General features: G+C 27.7%; 15 protein-coding genes and 1 tRNA gene. 8 read left to right on the plus strand and 8 right to left on the minus strand.

Going from position 1 to position 19,295, the window contains the following annotated elements:
• Nucleotide 1: 1 nt before the first annotated feature.
• On the plus strand, nucleotides 2–1,393 hold the full coding sequence (gene dptG, locus PXD04_RS17435) for a DNA phosphorothioation-dependent restriction protein DptG (protein WP_323736089.1): 1,392 nt from the start codon (nucleotides 2–4) through the stop codon (nucleotides 1,391–1,393).
• Nucleotides 1,374–6,545, plus strand: a complete 5,172-nt coding sequence (locus PXD04_RS17440) for a helicase HerA domain-containing protein (protein WP_323736090.1) — start codon at nucleotides 1,374–1,376, stop codon at nucleotides 6,543–6,545. Before dptG ends, PXD04_RS17440 begins: the two co-directional genes overlap by 20 nt.
• Nucleotides 6,546–6,808: 263 nt before the next feature.
• Here PXD04_RS17440 and PXD04_RS17445 read toward each other — a convergent pair whose 3' ends face one another.
• The 4 genes from PXD04_RS17445 to PXD04_RS17460 form a co-directional block, all read right to left on the minus strand.
• Nucleotides 6,809–7,216 (minus strand): PH domain-containing protein, encoded by a 408-nt coding sequence (locus PXD04_RS17445; RefSeq protein WP_323736091.1) that lies wholly within the window; start codon nucleotides 7,214–7,216, stop codon nucleotides 6,809–6,811.
• Nucleotides 7,217–7,317: 101 nt separating this feature from the next.
• A complete protein-coding gene (locus tag PXD04_RS17450) occupies nucleotides 7,318–7,902 on the minus strand; it encodes a TMEM175 family protein (protein ID WP_323736092.1) in 585 nt (194 codons plus the stop codon).
• The gene (locus tag PXD04_RS17455) at nucleotides 7,902–8,483 is read right to left on the minus strand and encodes a TMEM175 family protein (RefSeq protein ID WP_323736093.1); all 582 of its coding nucleotides are present in this window, start codon (nucleotides 8,481–8,483) and stop codon (nucleotides 7,902–7,904) included. The genes PXD04_RS17450 and PXD04_RS17455 overlap by 1 nt, the downstream gene beginning before the upstream one ends.
• Before the next feature lie 65 nt (nucleotides 8,484–8,548).
• A complete protein-coding gene (locus PXD04_RS17460; RefSeq protein WP_323736094.1) occupies nucleotides 8,549–9,118 on the minus strand; it encodes a DUF2284 domain-containing protein in 570 nt (189 codons plus the stop codon).
• Between the two features lie 134 nt (nucleotides 9,119–9,252).
• Here PXD04_RS17460 and PXD04_RS17465 point away from each other — a divergent pair, with 134 nt between their 5' ends.
• Both PXD04_RS17465 and PXD04_RS17470 read left to right on the plus strand, forming a co-directional pair.
• Nucleotides 9,253–9,708 (plus strand): hypothetical protein, encoded by a 456-nt coding sequence (locus PXD04_RS17465; protein WP_323736095.1) that lies wholly within the window; start codon nucleotides 9,253–9,255, stop codon nucleotides 9,706–9,708.
• Between the two features lie 485 nt (nucleotides 9,709–10,193).
• Nucleotides 10,194–10,703, plus strand: coding sequence for a hypothetical protein (locus tag PXD04_RS17470; protein WP_323736096.1), 510 nt, complete (start codon nucleotides 10,194–10,196; stop codon nucleotides 10,701–10,703).
• A gap of 495 nt (nucleotides 10,704–11,198) precedes the next feature.
• Here the strand turns inward: PXD04_RS17470 and PXD04_RS17475 are convergent, their stop codons facing one another.
• Together PXD04_RS17475 and PXD04_RS17480 are read right to left on the minus strand one after the other, a co-directional pair.
• On the minus strand, nucleotides 11,199–13,367 hold the full coding sequence (locus tag PXD04_RS17475) for an Ig-like domain-containing protein (protein ID WP_323736097.1): 2,169 nt from the start codon (nucleotides 13,365–13,367) through the stop codon (nucleotides 11,199–11,201).
• Between the two features lie 178 nt (nucleotides 13,368–13,545).
• Entirely contained in the window at nucleotides 13,546–14,274 is a 729-nt protein-coding gene (locus PXD04_RS17480; RefSeq protein ID WP_323736098.1) for a hypothetical protein, read from the minus strand.
• A 222-nt stretch (nucleotides 14,275–14,496) separates the two neighbouring features.
• Between PXD04_RS17480 and PXD04_RS17485 the strand changes: the two genes are divergently transcribed.
• Nucleotides 14,497–16,686, plus strand: a complete 2,190-nt coding sequence (locus tag PXD04_RS17485; protein WP_323736099.1) for a hypothetical protein — start codon at nucleotides 14,497–14,499, stop codon at nucleotides 16,684–16,686.
• Nucleotides 16,687–16,713: 27 nt separating this feature from the next.
• Here the strand turns inward: PXD04_RS17485 and PXD04_RS17490 are convergent, their stop codons facing one another.
• Nucleotides 16,714–17,055, minus strand: a complete 342-nt coding sequence (locus tag PXD04_RS17490; protein ID WP_323736100.1) for a hypothetical protein — start codon at nucleotides 17,053–17,055, stop codon at nucleotides 16,714–16,716.
• Nucleotides 17,056–17,172: 117 nt separating this feature from the next.
• Between PXD04_RS17490 and PXD04_RS17495 the strand changes: the two genes are divergently transcribed.
• Nucleotides 17,173–17,245 (plus strand) — tRNA-Asn (locus tag PXD04_RS17495).
• 35 nt (nucleotides 17,246–17,280) lie between these two features.
• Here PXD04_RS17495 and PXD04_RS17500 read toward each other — a convergent pair.
• A complete protein-coding gene (locus tag PXD04_RS17500; protein ID WP_323736101.1) occupies nucleotides 17,281–18,126 on the minus strand; it encodes a hypothetical protein in 846 nt (281 codons plus the stop codon).
• A gap of 170 nt (nucleotides 18,127–18,296) precedes the next feature.
• On the opposite strand from PXD04_RS17500, the gene PXD04_RS17505 reads away from it, so the two are divergent.
• Both PXD04_RS17505 and PXD04_RS17510 read left to right on the plus strand, forming a co-directional pair.
• Nucleotides 18,297–18,611 (plus strand): hypothetical protein, encoded by a 315-nt coding sequence (locus tag PXD04_RS17505; protein ID WP_323736102.1) that lies wholly within the window; start codon nucleotides 18,297–18,299, stop codon nucleotides 18,609–18,611.
• 141 nt (nucleotides 18,612–18,752) lie between these two features.
• Nucleotides 18,753–19,217, plus strand: coding sequence for a universal stress protein (locus tag PXD04_RS17510; protein ID WP_323736103.1), 465 nt, complete (start codon nucleotides 18,753–18,755; stop codon nucleotides 19,215–19,217).
• The last annotated feature ends 78 nt before the right edge of the window (nucleotides 19,218–19,295 follow it).

Raw genomic sequence — 19,295 nt, forward strand, 5'->3', positions numbered from 1 at the left:
TATGGATTATAATGAAAATTTAAATATATTATTATCTGAGGTAATTACTTCAAATCATAAATTTGAACGTAAAATGGAACAAATTTATTTACCTATTATAACAAATCAAAATTCTAAATTTGAAAATGGTTTTAAAACGATAGTTGCTAATTCGGTAAGAATATTCAATCATAAAAAAATTACTGAAGAGTATTCAAATGAAAAATTAATTCATAAAATTATAAATAATGATAATTTTTCTTATGATAAAAATGATAAAAAATATCTTGAAGCCTTAATTAAATCTTTTTTAATTAATGAAAATAATGAATTAAATATTATTCATCCGTATTTTTATATGTATGTTCCTGAAGTAACAAATAAACAACGTTCTAATGAACTTCAAATAGGTCAATTCATTTCAGACTTATTTTATAGTGATGTTGAAGGTATTGGAGATTATTTTGATTTTAAAGATGATGACAAAACTGAGTTATATTATAAAAACAATATTTTAACAGATTTAGTTTTTAAGAATTTAATAGTATTGCCGGAAAATACATCTTCATCGAATTATGTTCTTAAATTAAATTATGTGAAAAAAGTGTTTAAAGAGGATATTGAATTTGTTATTGAAAATAATGAAGAATTTTTAACATCAAATTTAGAAGAACTTTTGGCTTATTATTACTTTTATTATATTACCCAACTGACTTTTAAATTATATAATAAAAACAATAATTTAAATAAAATTGAACCATTATATTATCTAACATCAAATGAGAATATCAGTAGTAATAGAAAAACAATTAATTCCGGATATTCATTAATTAAAAATAATAATTTTTATGATATTGTTACTAAAATTTTAGTAATATCTTATTTAAATAAACTATTAGGTACTAAAGGATTAGTATATTCCGAAATTATAGAAAAAATTGAAAATATGTCTAATGAAGAATATAATGATTTTATATATGTATTAAAAGAATTTATAAAAATATATGTTGATTTAAATCCGAGATTAAACTTAAATGAAGATTTTTTAAATGAAAATAATTATATTCAAATTATAGATTATATGTTTGAATGTTTCAATGATCCATTTTATAATGCTGCTAATAATAGATATTTCAAAGCAATAGAAAATCTTGGTAAATTATATTTTTTAAAACGTAAAGGTAGGTATGGTTATGTTTTAAATATTTCTGATAATTTATTATTAGCAATTACTGCATTATGTATTAAAGAAGAAAAAATTAAATTAAAACAGTTATTTAAAGAATATGAACTAAGAGGATTATTTTTTGATAAAAAAAGTAAAAAAGAAATAGAAAATCTGTTAACGAAATTGAATTTAATTGATAAGAAAAGTGATAGTGGGGATGCACAATATGTCCGAAGAATTTTATAAATATATATCAACGAAATTAATAGATACATTTTCATTAGAAGGACAAATAAAAAATGGTGATAAATTTTTTATCGAATTTGATGAAAAAAATCAAGTTAAAAATTTATATGATAATTTAAAAGAAGTTGCTATTAATTATGGAAATAATATTAAAGTTGAACCTTTTAAATTTCAATATAATAATGGAAACCCCTATGAAACTTATACAATTACTTTTAATTCATTGAAATTAGTTATTGCATCTAGTGATAATGCTACTAATGATTACTTAGTAACTTTAAGAAATGCTGTAACTGAACAAAATGATGTTTGGAAAGATACTGCTTTATTAATTATTGGTATTAATTTAATTGATAGTATTCAAAATGGTATGAAAGATCTACAAAATAGGGGAATGCCATTTAATATTAATCGTTTAACAGATAATTTAAAAAGTGAAATTTATTCAAAAGATACTTTAAATAAATATGAAAAGGAATGTTTAAATTTTCATTTAGATAATATGTTAAATGATATGTATGAAACTACTTTATGGGATTATGAAGATGTTTTGGCCATTATTAATCAAGGTAAAATATTAGAAGAACAATATCCTAAATTAGGATTATTCCCAGATAGTAAAATAAATCAAGATAATCATAAACAAACACTTAAAAAACATATTAAAGAAAACCATAATGAATTTGAAAGAGTAGCTGAAGCACATAGATTAGAAGAACCTAAAGATAAATTAGAAAAACGTTATACAAATAGTGGAGTAACAAAATTAAATAAAGATAACTGGTATGAAACCGATTATAATAGTGTTAAACGTTATATTAATAAAGATAAAGGTTTTATTGAATATGATGATGAATATAACAGTGTAAATAATGAAAAATTAATTTATTGGGAAAAACCTGAAAAAAATAATAAAGCAGGATTAAGAAAAAGACATATCATAGTGTTTAATCCTGATAATTTAGAAGAAATTACATTGGAATTTATGTTTGATTCAGTTTTATCTAAATCATTTATTAATAAGAAATCTCAAAAAATTGCCACTACCAAAGGAAAGAAATTAATCATAAATTTAAAAAGTAATCCTAATACAACTACATTTAATAAAGTTACATATACTCATAAAGATATATCTAGTATGAAATATATTTTTAATATAGCAATAGTTAATTGTCCTGAAGACATACTGAAACCTATAAAATCTAATTATCTTATAATGCCTAGTAAAAAATATATTCAAATATTAAATGAAGATAATAATAACTTAATTGAACTAGGTATTGGTGATGAAAAAAATAAAATAATTATTTCTGAAGAAAAACAAGAAATCCCTATAACATTAAATGATACTATAATTATTAACGATGATAATTCATTATTTAGTGAATCAAATAACTTAATAGAATTCCAGTTATCCTATGATTTATTTTTTAAAATTCCATTAGCTATAAAGGAAAATGAAGAAAAAGTTATTCCTAAACAATCAGTCACTATATCAAATTATAAAAGAGAAAATGAATCTAATTTCATATATAATGGTAATAAAATTATTCAAGGATCAAATATTTTCTCTATTGATAAAAAATTTAAAAAATTCCTTAAATTAGAAGAACAAATAGTTAAAGGAAAAATCTTTTCCGGTAATATAGATATAAATAATAACATAGAACCAGAAGAACTACTTCTTTCCAACGAAATTAGAGAAAAGTATGAAAATATTTTAAATTATTATGAAAATATGAAAAATGAAAAAACTATTTGTGGTTATCCAAGTTTAGTTTATTTAGATGATAATTTAGAAAAATTATATACTGATTTTTTAATAGTTTATAATAAAGAAATTGAAAATATTACAGAAGAAGAATCCTTATCAGATTATCCAAATAAATTTAATTTATCTAAGATAGGTGTTTTTAAATCAATTAACAATATTTATTATAGTAGTTTATCACCATTAGTTATGGCTTATCAAATAGAATTAAAACATCAGTTAAAAAATGAACCTATAGAAGAATCTTTATTAAATCGTTTAACACCAGATAATTTATTACCTTATATTTATAATGAAGATAATAAAATATTTAAACCATTAACACAAAACATTGCAAAAGAATGGATAATTTATGAAAAAGAAGTTGAAGTTAATCTAGGTTCTACAAATAAATTTATTGCTAAAGTAATAGAAGATAAAATGAATAGATTTATTAAAACTTTTTATTATCTATTCGATTCAAATGATCCAGCACCTCTTAAATTAAATATTATTAACATACAAAATGATAAAGAAATAGTTAAAGGTATATTTAATTTTATTTATTCATATATCAAAAAATCTAGAAGTATAATACCAGTAGAATTAAATATTTATAACAACGAAGATAAAAGTTTTTTCGATTATCTATTTAAATGTAACAATGAGTCTGACTTGGAGGATATTTTTGACATAAAAATCAATAGTAAAGATTTTGATCCATCGGATATCTTAAGAATAATTCAAAACAATATTACCTATTACAAAATTGATAAAAACATTACTAAAACATTCGAATATGCACATATATCCTTTTATAAGTCATCCACAAATATTGGTACTTCTAATAGTAATATGGAAAATGTTGAAACTGGAGTATACTTAAATGGGTTACTTTCAGAAACAACTGCATTTAAATCAGGAAATAATTATAAAGTAGGATTTGGTACAAGAAATTTACGTAATAAAAATAATTTACTTTTAAAAACCGCTATTAATACTAATGAAATAATACATAATACAAAAAATAATGGTGAAGATATTTATTCTAAAGGTAAATCAATTACTATTAAACCAAAAACACCTGAATTTGATGATATTGAATTATTATATGATAAATCAGTTTGGGTAACTTTTATTGAACCAGTATTTGGACTAGAATATTTTGATACTAATGATAATTTAATTATAGTTCATTATAGTGAACAATACACTTCTTCGAATAAATACGATACAATTACAGTGTCAAATCAAAATAAAGAATATGAAAACATTATAAAACTTTTCTTAAATGAAAATAATTATGAATCTAATGATGAATATATGGAAAACAATTTAAAAATTTTTAATGGAATAAATGGTGAATGGTTATTAAGAGTAATAAGTGATAATAATCAAATTAATAGAGATAAATTAAGTATTATATCGGCTATAAAATATATACTATCCATATTACATAAAGAGAATATCATTTGGATACCTATTAGTTTAGATGAAATTAATAGAATATGTAAAACTATTAATATTACCCTTGATTCAAAATTGCATAAATTATTAAATAATAATCAAAATATGGATTATATTTTGTTTGTAGGATTAGAATATGATACTGAATACAATGTTGAAATAGTTTACTACCCTATAGAAATTAATAACGATATTGATAACTCAGAAGATTTAACAAGTAATGATAATATAATAAATATATCTTATATATTTAATTCAGAACTATTACAAAATTCAAGTTTTAAAAGTAAGTTTTTCAGAAATTTCATTATGCAAATTGCTTTAGCAAATTATAAAAAATTATCTTTAACGGATTTATGGAATGATACTAGTGACATTTTAGATAAAATTAAACCTAAATTACTTAATGATGATTATAATTTTTCTAAAGAAATAAAAAAACATATCTTAGACTGTGCAATATTTAATTTCCGTGAAGATCTTGAAAACATTAAAATTCATTCAGAAAATAAAACCCAATTATACGAATTACCAAAAAAATATGCCTTTGAAGGAATTTCAGATAATGTAGATAGTATTATTAAAAAAATGAAAGATGATGTTGTGGTTTTACCAGAACATAAATTTATATTAGATAATTATAATTCAAAAATATCTGAAAAAAATGTTTCTGTAAACAACAATGAAAATCCAACTACAGAACCAATTAAAAATGATACTCCAGATACAGATTTTATAAATGATGAAAATAATGATATAAACTCCGAAAAAAATAATAAGGGTATGATTTATAAACCTCATCGTTTTGATAGTTTGAATCAAGAAATTCCATTAGATAACATAAGAACATTAATTGGTACTATTCCTCATAGTAATAAGAAAATATTCATAGAGTATGGACATAAAGAATTATCTAATAGACATGTATTAATATCGGGTAAATCAGGTTATGGGAAAACTTATTTCATGCAATGCTTAATTTATGAAATGTCTAAACAAAAAATCCCTACTTTAATTATAGATTATAGTGATGCATTTACTGAAAACGAACTAAAAGATGAAATAAAAGATTTTTTAGGAGAAAATTTAAAAATATTTAATGTTAAAAAAGATAAATTCCCTTTAAATCCTTTCAGAAAACAATTTGAAGAAGATTATTTAGATATATCTTCTAAAATAAAAAGTATATTTAGTTCTGTATACAATATAGGACCAATACAAGAAAATACATTGTTAACAACAATATTTGAAGAATTAAATAATAATCAAGAAAATATGGATTTTAATATTCTAAAAAATGCATTAATGAATAAAAATGATAAAAATTCACAGTCAGTTTTAAGTCAAATAAATGAATTTTTATTATATGATCCATTTATGAATGATAAAACATTTGATTGGTCATGTTTAGATAAACGTTCAAAAGATGTGATAATAATTCAATTACATGGATATTCCAAAAATATCCAAAAAATAATTACTGAATTCATATTATGGGATTTATGGAATTATAAATTAATATACGGATCAGAAGAAAAACCATTTAATATTGTATTAGACGAAGCACAAAATTTAGATTTTAGTACAGATAAATCTCCTTCTGTTAAAATTTTAAAAGAAGGAAGAAAAAAAGGTTGGAGTGCATGGTTTGCTACTCAAACAATTAATGGTATCATTAAAAAAACTGGTGAAAATCCATTTAACATAGCTGAAAATATTATATATTTCCATCCAACAGACAAAATAAAAAATGTAGCTTCAGATTTTACAACCAATAATGAAGATAAACTTAAATGGACTGAAAAAATATCCAATTTAAAAAAAGGAGAATGTATATTTGTAGGCCCTACTAAAAATAGTGAAAATCATTTAAATCCTTCAAGACCATTTTATTTAAAAATTGATTCATTAAAAGATAGAAAAAATAATGATTAATATATAAAATGATGTATAAATATCCTATTAAAAATAATTTATACTAAAGATTATATTATTCTATTCATACAATATATCTTTTTATTCTTTTTTTATTATTAGTACATTTTTTTATTAATAGCTCTGAAATAATAAAATATGCTATAAATACAGAACAATTACTTCGTATTCTAATTATATTACATATATTAAAAAATTGAAAAATAATTTGTGGATTTTGGAGGGTAGGTGGATAAGATATGTTTCCATATCTATTCTTTTTTTTAGTCGCATAGGTAGTGTTTTTTGATTAGTTTGACTATTTGTTTGGCTTCTTGTGTTTGGTTTGATGGTACTTTGAAGGTTATTGGTACGTTTACTGATCCTCCTTCTGGTAGTATTTCGGGGTTGTTTGTTACTCCTATTTTTATGTCTGCGTCTATGTCGAATGTTCCTGCTGTTTCGAATGATATTGTTCTGATTGTTTTTTTGGGGAAGAATTTTACTTCTACTTTTTTTCCGCTGAGTCCTTGTATGTCTACTAGGTATATTCCTAGGTTTGTTAGTATTATTGAGTCTCTTAGGAAGTGGAATGATTGTATTACTGTTTCGTTTTCGAATAGGTATTCTTCTATTATGCTTATGTCTCCGCCTATGTCTGCGTGTCCGATTACTTGGCTTAGGAATCCCATGTGTTTCACCTTTTTTTTGTTTGTATGTTTATGTGTTTGTTTTTGTTTTTATTTATTTTTTTGTTGTATTGTGTGGAAAAAAAGTATAGGGTGTGGGTGTTTTAGAGGGGTAGTTTTATTTTGTTTTTTGTTTTTTGTGGTAGGAATGATAGTATTATGCTTAGTAGGCAGGTTATCATTATTGCTGGTGGGTAGTATGTGTATGCTATGATGTATCCTATTGTGTATAGTATTGTTGTGAATATCATATTTTGTTTTGTGTTTTTTAGTTTTAGTCGTAGTGCTATGTTTGCTGGGTCTTTTCGTATTAGTAGTTGGTCTACTATGTAGAAGTTTATGTTTGTTAGGAAGAAGATTAGTCCGAACATTGCTTGTGCTGTGAATGAGTTCATGTTTGTTGATAGCATTGTTGTTGCGTGTGGTAGTAGGCCTATTATCATCATGCTTATTGCGCTTGCCCATGTGATTGTGCTGTCTAGTTTGTTTACTACGTTGAATAGTGTGTGGTGGTAGTTCCATAGGTTGAAGCATATTAGGAAACTTGTTGTGTATGCTATGAATTCTGGGTTTAGTTCTAGTAGGCTTGTCCAGGTGGGTGTTGCTGGTAGTGGTATTTCCATTACTATTATTGTGATGATGATTGCTAGTATTGCATCTATTAGTGCTTCGAATCTTTCTGTTTGCATTAGTTTTCACCTGTTTTGTATGTTTCCTGGTAGTGTGTTAGGAGGTTCCATGTTATTATGGTTAGTAAGCATATTATCATCATTATTATTGGGTATCCGTGTGTTGCTATTATTGCTCCTATTATGAATAGTGTTGTGTTCATGATGAATATTTTGTTGTAGCTTATTTGTTCTAGTAGTGTGTTGTGTGTGTCTTTTTTTATTGTTAGTGCTGTTGATACTACGAATAGTATGTTTACTATGAAGAATATGAATCCGAACATTATTTCGGGTACTAGGTCGTATGGTTTGTGTGCTACCCATGCTGTTAGGTATGGTACGAATGTTGTGAAGAATATGAGTACTGAGTACATCCATATTACGTGGTCGTCTATGTTTTGTACTTTTTCGAAGAATTTTCTGTGGTGGTCCCATATGCTGAATAGTACTATGAAGCTTATTATGTATGCTAGGTACATTATTTTGAGGTCCCATATTCCCGTGAAGGTTAGTGTTTCGGGTTGTGGTATTTTAAGTACCATTACGGTCATCATTATTGCGAGTATTGCGTCGATGAATGTTTCGAATCTTTCTGTTTGCAATATGTCACCTCTTTTTTTTGTATTGTTGTATATTATTGTTTTTTGTTTGTTTTGTTATTTTATTTTTAGTATAGTAGTGCCATGAGTAGTGTTAGGTTTGTGGGTAGTTTTCCTTCTCGGATCCATTTTATTTCTTCGTTGAATTCTCCTCTGAGTGTTTCTGTGACTAGTCCTCCTATGGATTCTATGCTGTTTCTTAGTTTTTCTGGGTGTTTGCATGGCTTGTTTTGTGTTCTTGTGCATGTGTTGCAGTGTGTGCAGTATCCTGCGGAGAGTATTCTTCCATGGTATTTTTTTTCTTCTTGTTCTAGTTTTTCTTGTAGTTTCTTTTTTTCCTGGAATAGTGTGTTTTCTATTATTTTGTTTAGTTGTTCTGGTGTGTACTGGTTTTGTTGTGCTTTTTGTGTGTAGTTTATTTTTGTCATTATTAGTTTTATGTTTTTGTAGTTGTTCCATTGCTTGTAGGGGTTGTCATGGAATTCTGGGCATGCCCAGTTTTTTGAGTAGTTTGGGCATTCTTTGCATGCTTTCATTGTTGCTTCTTTGTCTATGTATTTTTGTTGGTATTCTTGTGTGGTTATTGTTTTGGTGTGTTGTTCTGGTGTGTATAATTTGTTTATTTCTTCTTGGTTCATATCTTTTTTTGCCCCCATTTTTTCGGTTTTTTTGTGGTTATTTATTGTTTTTGTTTTTTATTGTATGATTAATTTTATGTTGTTTGAATGAGATAGTTAATAGTAGGAATTTATAATTTTTTTTATGTGATATTATGGCAGTTAAAAATCCAGGATTTGATGGCTTAATTGGTGATGTACCATATGAAACTCTTAAACTTGATGGCGGAGTTAATCTTGTAGTTGAATATCTTAGGACTCGTAAGTCTAAGGAGAATGATGGTAAGACTGGTCGTTTCACTAGTCCTTATCGTAGAATTACCCTCTTTGCTGGTGATGAGATCTTATCGGATAATGTTGAGATTAATCCTTATTTTGTGGATGATATCTTGGATGATTCTTTGAATACTATTCATGAGGGTTTGTCTCTTGGTGAGATTAAGAAGAGGATTAGTGATGATGAGGGTTATCTTGTTGTTTTATGGACTCGTGGCCGTACTCCTTTGCCTGTTGAGTTGGGTAATTTTAAGGATTTGGTTCTTGAGAGGATTGATAGTGTTGATGATCTTACCAGTTTGACTATTGAGGTTGTTAATTCTTTTAGTGATTGATGATTATTTTTTTTTACAAAAATATTATTTGTTTAATAATTGTACAAACCTTTATATACTATGAAGATAAACATTAATATGTACAATATATGTACAAGTTGTGTATATTATATGTACAAAAAGTATTTCTTTAAACACAAACTAAGAAAAAAAAATCCTAAAAATCATAAACACGGAAAGTTTTATTGAAGAACCCTCCCAAAAAAAAAAAATAATAATAAAATAAATATATTCCCAAACCATAAGAAACAAATACAATACAAAGATTAATCCAAAATTTATATAACTTGTAGCAATATCCCCCTAAACCCGAATAAAAACTACAAGCACAAAGGATAAACTGACAACTTCAATAAAACTTCTATACATTACTTTTTTTAAACATAAACACAAATCATAGTAAAAAAAATGTTCCAACCCACTAAAAACTATAAATACCCACAAAAAAATAAACATAATACAATAAAATTAATGGGACAAAAACTATGAATAAGAAAATAATATTATTCACAGCAATAACCATAACAATAATATGCCTATTAAACACCACAACAGCAACCAACACAAACAACATCCAATCCAACATAACAAACAACCCCGACAACCTCACCCAAAACAACCAACACACAAACCAAAACCACACACCACCACCATATAAAACAAACACAACCAACAACACCACAAAAAAAGAAAACAACACACCACTAGACAAATCAAGGCCAATATACTTCGCAATGGACCACACCAACAACAAAGACGAAGAAATACTCAAAACAATCACAAACAAACTAGAAGCTGAAGGATTCAACATAGTAAGCGCAGAAATAGGACCAAACAAAATGTCACAAAACACACACTACCTATACGAACACAACATAACAAACGCAATAATATTCCACCTATTCAATGGAGCAGACCCATCCACCATAAGAGAACTAGCAACAAACGGAACAGACAACAGGGGCAGAACAGTAAGAAAAAGAGGAAACCAGTAGTACTAGCATGGTTCTATGACAGCATAGACTGTGTAAACGACAATGCCAGCGGCACAGCATACATATACGCAAGCGAAACAGGACCAAGACTAGAAAACCCCAAACAATACATGGAAGAAAACGACATAATCGCAATATGCACCAGCAGCGACAACGGAAAACACAAAGAAAACGCAGACTACACAGGAGAAAAAACCGCAGAAGAATTCATAAAACTCTTCGAAGAATAAACAAAAAAATAACACATAAAACACCAAAATACTAAACTTTATTTTAATTATTTTTTTTAACTAAATACTATAGGTGTAAAATTAGTAAATATTATACACAAATAATATAACAGAATAATTATTCAACGCAAAAGTTTAAACAAAGCATAGATAAGTACTAAAGCACTAATTAATAATATAATCCTATTAGAAAAAAAGATTTGAATAAAAGAAAAAATAGGAAGAAATTAAAAGGTGATATATGTTTTCATTAATTCTATCTTAATTAATAAAAATACTCAGCATCTTCGCGTTTAGATAATTGTTTCAATTGTAACTCTATTTTATATGGAGTTAACTTTGGATCATGTTTAATAACAACACTAAACTTATTTTCAATAGTTCCATTTATTGTTTTTGTTTGATTTTTACTGTTTTTTAGATAAAGTTTTGCTCCAACTATTTTATTTACTGGTAGAGCATCATAAATTAAAAGATTATTTACTTGTGCTTCAATTTCCCCATAATCCTTATTACCATTATTATATATTATATATTTTTCATATTCATTGGATATTTCTGAACGATGCTTTTTAATCGGTAAAACCACTTTAGATGCTGTTTTGTTATAAACATAAAATGTAGTAGAGTTTATTGTTTCATGAAAATCCTGATTTTCTGATAACTTGATAGTTACTTTATTGGTTCCTACAAGATTAGTCTTATAATAAACACTGAAATGACCATCATCGTCAAGTTTAGCTTTTTGTGTCTTATTTTCATTATTGAATCTTGCTTCAAGAGTAATATTATTTAAATCAATATACACTTCATCAAAACCATAATAAGCATCAGTAGGTATTATCTCTCCATAGATATATACAGTTTCACCTACTTTTAAAGGCATGATATCAGTCCCTATATATAATTCTGGCATAAATTTTGCAGATGTATAATTTTTAATTCTTTTTGCAGGTGCAAATATTTCATTTCCTTCAAATACAACTATTAACTGATTTGATCCTGCTGATAATAATGTTTTCTTACAATCAAATTTTCCTTTTTCATCAGTCATCCATTGATACATATAGCCATACTGTCCATACCTTATTTTATACTCAGATAATGATGGATAAACATATACAAATTCCTCCTTCACTGGATTACCATCTTCATCTGTAATTTTTCCTCTTACACATATACTTTTTCCTGCACGAAGCTTGCTCTCGTTTAATATTTTGAATGTTATTATTGTATTTATACGATTTACTTTGAATGTAGTTTTTGTTTTTGTGGACAAGTAGTTGGCATTACCAGGAGAAATTACTGTTATATTATTGGTTCCTGTTTTGTTTGCCTTTATTGTTTTTTGGAATGCTCCTGTTTTATCTGTTTTAATAATATATTTTTGGTTGTTTATTTTTAGTTGTATTTTTTTGCTAATTACTGGTTGGTTTTTTATGTCTACAAGTTTACCAGTTATTTTTACATTCTTTTTGACTGTTGCATTTGTAATATTGTTAAGGATTATTTTTGTCGGATTTCTATATACACTGAATTTTGTATGGTTTTTATTTTGGTAATATATGTCACTTACTAGTACTGCTTCTATTGTATGATTTTTTGTTGTTCCATCATTATTTATTGCTTTCATTACTTGTGGTATTGTATAATTGTATGTTGCCTTGTTGTTTTCTATTTCTACAAGTATTTTTTTTCCTTTATTGTTTTTTAATGTTTTTCCATCTATTTTGAACAGTACTTTTGATCCAGTGTTTAATGCCGTTTTGTTTTTATGTCCTAGTGTTGTGTCTTTTATTATGGTTTTGATTGTTATTGTTTCGTAGTGTTTTTGTTTTTTGGGTGTTGCTGTTACTGTTAGTTGTGCGTTTCGTTTCTTGATTTGTGCTGTAACTATCCTACTTTTGGCAGCAGTATACTGTTTTGTTCCACTGTATATCGCAGTTATGTTTTTAATGTTTCGTAGGTATAGGTCTGCTGTGATTGTTATTCTTACTTTTCCGTTTTTTACCAGGAATTTCCATGGTGTTTCTGAGCTGCTGAAGCTTCCATCTTTTTTCAATGTTTTACTATTTAGTTTGAATACCAGGTTTCCACCAGTAACTGGTTTGTCTTCGTTGTCTGTGATGTTTGCTTTTAATGTTATGTTTTCTCCTACTATTCCACTGATTGAGTCAACAGTTATTTTTACATTCCTTTTTCTTGTGTTTCTATTGTTTGCTGTTTTAACGTTTTTATTATTATTTGTTTTTATTGTTTTTTGTGAGGTTTTTATATTATTATTTATTTCTTGACTGGATGGATTTATTGTTTGTTGTGCTTGTTTTTCTATCGTGTTGTCTTGTTCGTTTTGTACTTCACTTGCACATGCTATTCCAATCATTAACTGTAATAATAAAATAAATAATAATATCATTTTAGTATTTTTATTCATTTTATTACCTCTTATGATTTTTTAGATTATTTTATGATTTAATCTATATTGTTATATTTGATTTTGTTATAATATGTACTTGTTTATGTTTTTTTCGTTTGATTATTTTATCATTTTTCTGGATTGGTTCTTTCTTTTGACTTTATACTATGTTTATTTTTTGTAATGGTTTTGATTGTTATTTTCCTTGTTCTCTTTTGTGGAGTAGTGTTAATGTGATTGTTGGTATTAGTATTCCTGCTAGTATTAAGCTTGGGTGTATTAGTAGTCCCATGATTATGAATGATATTCCACAAATTATTGTCTGTATTTTTCCGTGTTGTTTTGATTTTGTGTCTTCGTAGTATTGTAGTATTATTGATAGTGATATTTCGATGCTTAAGCATAGTATGCCTGTCATGAATATGCTGAAGGTTAGGAAATTTTCTGGATCATAGTTTATTATGGCCGTTATTGGGAGGATTATTGTTAGGGTTGATAGGATGTATCCTGTTATGATGAGTAGTGTGTGTGATTTTTTTGTTGTGTTTATGAAATTTTCTTTGGTTACTGTTTTTATGTCTGATGTTTCTGTTTTGGTGCTTTTGGTTTTTGGTATTTTGTCTAGTTGGTTTAGTAGTTCTTCGAGTATTGTGTTGATTGCTTGTTCTCCTCCTCTTGTTAGGTCCATGATTGCATGGGGGTAGTCTGCTGTGAATATGATTTTTGTTGTAGTGGGTGTGTTTTCTATTAGTGTGATGTGCATTATGAAAGTTTGATTGAATGTGTCTATTATTGTGTAGGTGTATGTGTATTGGTTGTATCTTCTTATTTTATAGTATTTATATGGGAATATGGAGTTTAGTTTTTTGTTTACTGTTTCTAGGGGGTGTTCTAGGAGTATTTCTTTTGTTGTTTCGGCAAACATTTTTTTTAATCACCCATTTTTATTGTATGTGACATTTCTCTTTTATTTTATAGAGATTATTATATTAAATATTTTTTATTAATTAAGTGTCAATATTGTGATTTTAGTTTAAATTTTATGATTGTTATTTTTTTCTTGTTTATTGGTATGTTTTTGTTCAAAGTTTTAAGTAGTAGTAATGATATACATATTATCTAACGAAAATTTTTTTATGGTAATTTAATGAGAGGTAAGAAATTTAAGTTTTTCTTCCTGACTTTTACATTTTTATTATTTTTAGCTTGTTTATCTGGTATTCATGCTAGTAATGATACTGGTGATTTATTAGTTGATGATGGTAAATGTATTTCTAAGTCTGTGGAGAATAAAAATATTAAAGAAGATTCAGATGATAAAGATGAATTAGACGTTACAGTAAATGAAGTTGAAAGTAAGGATTACCTATCATACACTAGCATTACTGGTAATATATTTACTGATGATGACGATTTACCAGAAGAGTCATACATACACCTATATGTTGATGGTAAGAAACAGTCCCATAATGCTTTCAAATTATATGACAACGGAAACTATAAATACACAACAAAACAAAAAATAGGAAACCACACATTCAAGATACACATAAACGACCCCGAATACAAGACAAGAACAGCCACAACAAACTTCACAGTAACCGACAAAATCAAACCAATACTAAACAAGTCAAGACCAATATACTTTGCAATGGACCATACCAACAGCAAAGACAAAAAAATATGTAACAACATAGTAAGCAAACTAAAACAGGAAGGATTCAAAGTAGTACGATACAGGATAGGACCAAACGCAATGTACCAGAACATGCTATACCTGTACAAACACAAAATACACAATGCAATAATGTTCCACCTCTTCAATGGAGTAGACCCATCCAATATCAGAGAAGTAGCAGCGAACGGTAACGATAACAGGGGACGAATAGTAAGAAGTCGTGGAAATGATGTGGTACTCGCATGGTTCTATGATGCATCCGACCCTATACATGTGGGAGGAAACTGTTACAAGTCAGTAAGAGGTAGTGAAACAGGATCCAGACTATACAATCCAAAGGAGTACATGGACAAAAACAACATATACTATATATGCACTAGCAGTGACCACAGAAAACATAAGAGCACGGCAGACTATAATGGAGACATGACAACACTGGAATTTATGAAACTATTCACAGAAGACAAAAGCCTGAAATATCATACAACAACAAAGGCAAAGGTAAGCTTAACAGATGACTACTTGGTTACAGTGACAGGAACAGTTAAGTATCCAACCAGTACCGTGAACGGATACCTTGATATTAAGGACAGTAACAATAAAACATTATCTGATAATGTAATGGTAAAAGATAATAAATTCTCAACACAATTTATGTTAAAAAGTATTGGAAAACAAAATCTCCGAGTAACCTATAAGGGATCCGCACTATATTCAGAGAGTAATCAGACAGTTACTGCAACAATAAGTGTGAAAAATGCCACAATAAATGTGGCACAGGAATCCAACCTTGTTGAAGACAACAGTGTAAGCATATCATTAACAGAACCTAACACGGATGAAATACTTGTAGATCAACTGGTAAAGGTTACATTTGATGGTGTAACACGTGAATATCGTACAAATAGTACTGGTAGTGTGCTTGCACAACTTGATGTTAAGAAAAGTCAGAGGATTGTCATACAGGTATATCATGACAACAGGCTACTTAATACCAGCAGGTTTTATGTTAAGGTTTACAAGGATAATGTAACAGTAAAGCTAGATAATATTAAGGCAGTGACTGGTAACAGGTTTATGCTTAGAGCCAATGTAACGGATAGTATGGGTAATCCTGTTAAGTCTGGTTATGTTGTGTTTAAGTTGAATGGAAGAAGCTTTAGAGAAGGTGATTCCTTTAATACCAGTAATCCTATACGAAAATTTAAGGTTAAGAATGGTGTTGTGAATTATTATTTGACTGCTGATGTTAAATTTAATGCTAAAAACTTTGTAGCAGTTTACCTGGGTAATTACAGGTATCATTACGGTAAGTCAAGCCTTGTTAAGGCTGTAATTACTAGAAGGTATGCTAAGATTAATATTAGTTATTCTGATGTTAGTAAGGGGAGTATGAGTTTTGTCACTAAAGTTATTGATACTAAGAAAGATGTGGGTTTACTTCAGAAAAAATCCGTCATCCATGTTAAAATTAGTAATAAAGATATTGGTTTGGATAAAACGGTTAATCTTCATGTTAATAAGACTGGTATGGCAGAGTATTCATTACGTTTACCGGCTAGTCTTGTCAATAATTCTAAGATAAAGTTAAATATTAGTGCGGAGTTTGTCAGTGATTATTATTATACTGCCCGTAAAAATAGGAAGGTTATTATCTAATCCCCCATTTTATTACTCTATTTTTTTTTATAATGTGTGTTCTATGCTGTGGCTTGTACATGTTATTTCTTCATTGTTTATTATGATTTTCTCGTTCTTGTTTAGTTGGAACATTTTTTGCATGTTGCCTGTTAGTTGGGTGGTTGTAGTGTATGTTTCTAGTTTGTTTTCTTGTTTGTTTTCTATTACTATGTCGTATATTTGTTGTGGTGCAAAGTAGGATATGCTGTATGTTTTGTGTTCTGATTCTAGTATGGCGTGTTCGAATAGTACTACTCCGAAGGAGTATAGCATTTCTATTTCGTCTAGTGTTTCCTTGTCTTTTTCTATTCTTGTGTTTTGTGTTTCTTTTATTCCTTCATATTGCATTTTGGATCACTACCCCTTATTGGTATGTTTATCTTTTTTTCTAAATATTGGTGGAATATTATTAAAAATAGATAGATTTATATATGATAAAAAACATAATTTAATTTGTACTTTTATGCCGTCGTGGCTCAGTAGGTAGAGCGTTCGGCTGTTAACCGATTGGTCGCAGGTTCAAGTCCTGCCGACGGCGCTATCTTTTTAAAACTTATTCTTTTTTATACATTATTATATTTTATCATCAAACTTATCAACATATTCAATTAATTCATCGATATTTCCTTCACCGTTAACAAAGTAATCGAATATGAAATAGATCATTTCTATGATAATCTCTACTTTTTCTTCCTCATCAAAGCGTTCACTTGTATAATCGAAGGTTAGTTTCTGGTTGAATTCGTCGATGCTGTCCTGTTTGAACTGTTCATGTATCTGTTTTTCTAATTTTTTTGTGATTACCTGTCTTAATATGTCATCTATGTCATGGCTTATTTCATGGGCAAATATGAAGAAATCCTTACTGTATTCCACGTCGATTCCATATTCTATGATTAACTGTATGAATGGCAGGTAGTTATGGTACTTGTCTGGTGTGAATCTTCCTTCCACTATATATGATAGGTATTCATCGGCTACTCTGTTTTCTATTGAATTGTTTAGCATGAACATTACGAATGATTCTATTATTCGATAGTTTTTTATTGTGAATATTCTTGATAATACTTTTTCGAATATTTCTGCATAGATGTGATGGGTTAGTTCATGAATTAATGTGACTATCTGCTGTGATTCTGGCTGTTTATTGTTTAGGTATATTTTGTTGTATATGTAGTATCCTGATGATATTTCCTGTTCTGAGTAGTATATGTTTACGTGCTGTTTTGTTATGCGTTTAATGTTTTCTAGTGGTGTATGTGTGTAGTCCAGTTCAAGGTTTTCTAGGCTTTCTCTTGTTATTTCGTTTATTATTTCATTGTAGTCTTTTGGTGTGAAGTCTACTGTTTCCAGTTTTTTCATGTTTTCTCTGGTTATTAATTGGTGCATGTTTGTTATTGTTTTTTCGTCAGAACTCATATTAATCACATCTTCCTTATTTATGCTTTTATTTGGTAATGCATATATATTATTTTCTTTTTAGTTTTACCTTAGAATTATTAAGTTTAAACTAAATGTATAGTTTTTATAGTTTTAATAGTTATGAGGTACATATTTATTTATTATAAAGTTGTGTTAAATGATTATATATGAGATTTATTGAAAGATGTAAGGATAATGTTAGTGAGGTTAGTGAATATTATGCAGAGGGTATTGTTGTCTTTGAGCATAATGTTCTTGAATCAGAGAATTTTGTTTATAGTATTTGTTATTGTCCATTGTTGGATGTTTATGATGTTTTATTGGAGGATAAGGTTAATGGTAGGCTAGTTAATTATGAGGCTAGGAGGAAATTATCTGGTTCTACTTTAAAGTATTTTAATGTTTTTAAGGGTGATGTGGTTGATGATATGTTTGGTAACAGGTTTACTTGTATGACTCATCATTTGGAGATTAAAGACTAATCTTTTGTTATGATTTTAGTAGGATTAATGTATTTTTTGTAGGAAGTTTATTGTTTGTTTTATTTTGTTAATAAAAGGTTAAATATTGATTTGTACATAACTATTAATTAACTATAAATTAATTTTTTGTGAGGTTTGGATATGTATAATAAAATTTTATTACCTAGCGATGGTTCAAAAAATTCTGATCATGCTATTAAGCATGCGTTGCAGATTGCCTCTGATGAGGGTGCTGAAATTACTGTTTTGCATGTTGTTGATAGTAAGCATTTGAGTAGTTTGTCTGATGAAGCTTTGGATAAGGATGATCTAATTTTTGATGAGCATAGTGATGAGGTTCTTGATCATGTGCTTGGTGTTATTGATGAGCTTCGGGATGAGCTTGGTATTGCTTCTGATATTAAGGTTTCTACTTTGACTGTTGAGGGTAATCCTGCTGATGTTATTGTGCGGGTTTGTGAGAAAAAGAGTATGGATATGGTTATCATGGCTAATAGTGGTAAGCATAAGTTGGATAGGTTCCTTTTGGGTAGTGTTACTGAGAAGACTATTCGGGAGGCTCCTGTTCCTGTTCTTGTTATTCCTGCTAATTATTCTCCCAACTAATTTTTTTCTTTTTTTATAAGTAAAAATATAACAATGTTAATTTATTGTTTTTAAAAAAAAATATAACTAGGTATAGTG

Origin of the sequence: Methanosphaera sp. ISO3-F5, assembly GCF_034480035.2 — an archaeon.
Lineage (GTDB): Archaea > Methanobacteriota > Methanobacteria > Methanobacteriales > Methanobacteriaceae > Methanosphaera.

Coding starts and splice junctions, on each gene's coding strand:
- dptG (WP_323736089.1), top strand. CDS start 2: ATGGATTATAATGAAAATTTAAATATATTATTATCTGAGGTAATTACT.
- PXD04_RS17440 (WP_323736090.1), top strand. CDS start 1,374: ATGTCCGAAGAATTTTATAAATATATATCAACGAAATTAATAGATACA.
- PXD04_RS17445 (WP_323736091.1), bottom strand. CDS start 7,216: ATGGGATTCCTAAGCCAAGTAATCGGACACGCAGACATAGGCGGAGAC.
- PXD04_RS17450 (WP_323736092.1), bottom strand. CDS start 7,902: ATGCAAACAGAAAGATTCGAAGCACTAATAGATGCAATACTAGCAATC.
- PXD04_RS17460 (WP_323736094.1), bottom strand. CDS start 9,118: ATGAACCAAGAAGAAATAAACAAATTATACACACCAGAACAACACACC.
- PXD04_RS17465 (WP_323736095.1), top strand. CDS start 9,253: ATGGCAGTTAAAAATCCAGGATTTGATGGCTTAATTGGTGATGTACCA.
- PXD04_RS17470 (WP_323736096.1), top strand. CDS start 10,194: ATGAATAAGAAAATAATATTATTCACAGCAATAACCATAACAATAATA.
- PXD04_RS17475 (WP_323736097.1), bottom strand. CDS start 13,367: ATGAATAAAAATACTAAAATGATATTATTATTTATTTTATTATTACAG.
- PXD04_RS17480 (WP_323736098.1), bottom strand. CDS start 14,274: ATGTTTGCCGAAACAACAAAAGAAATACTCCTAGAACACCCCCTAGAA.
- PXD04_RS17485 (WP_323736099.1), top strand. CDS start 14,497: ATGAGAGGTAAGAAATTTAAGTTTTTCTTCCTGACTTTTACATTTTTA.
- PXD04_RS17490 (WP_323736100.1), bottom strand. CDS start 17,055: ATGCAATATGAAGGAATAAAAGAAACACAAAACACAAGAATAGAAAAA.
- PXD04_RS17500 (WP_323736101.1), bottom strand. CDS start 18,126: ATGAGTTCTGACGAAAAAACAATAACAAACATGCACCAATTAATAACC.
- PXD04_RS17505 (WP_323736102.1), top strand. CDS start 18,297: ATGAGATTTATTGAAAGATGTAAGGATAATGTTAGTGAGGTTAGTGAA.
- PXD04_RS17510 (WP_323736103.1), top strand. CDS start 18,753: ATGTATAATAAAATTTTATTACCTAGCGATGGTTCAAAAAATTCTGAT.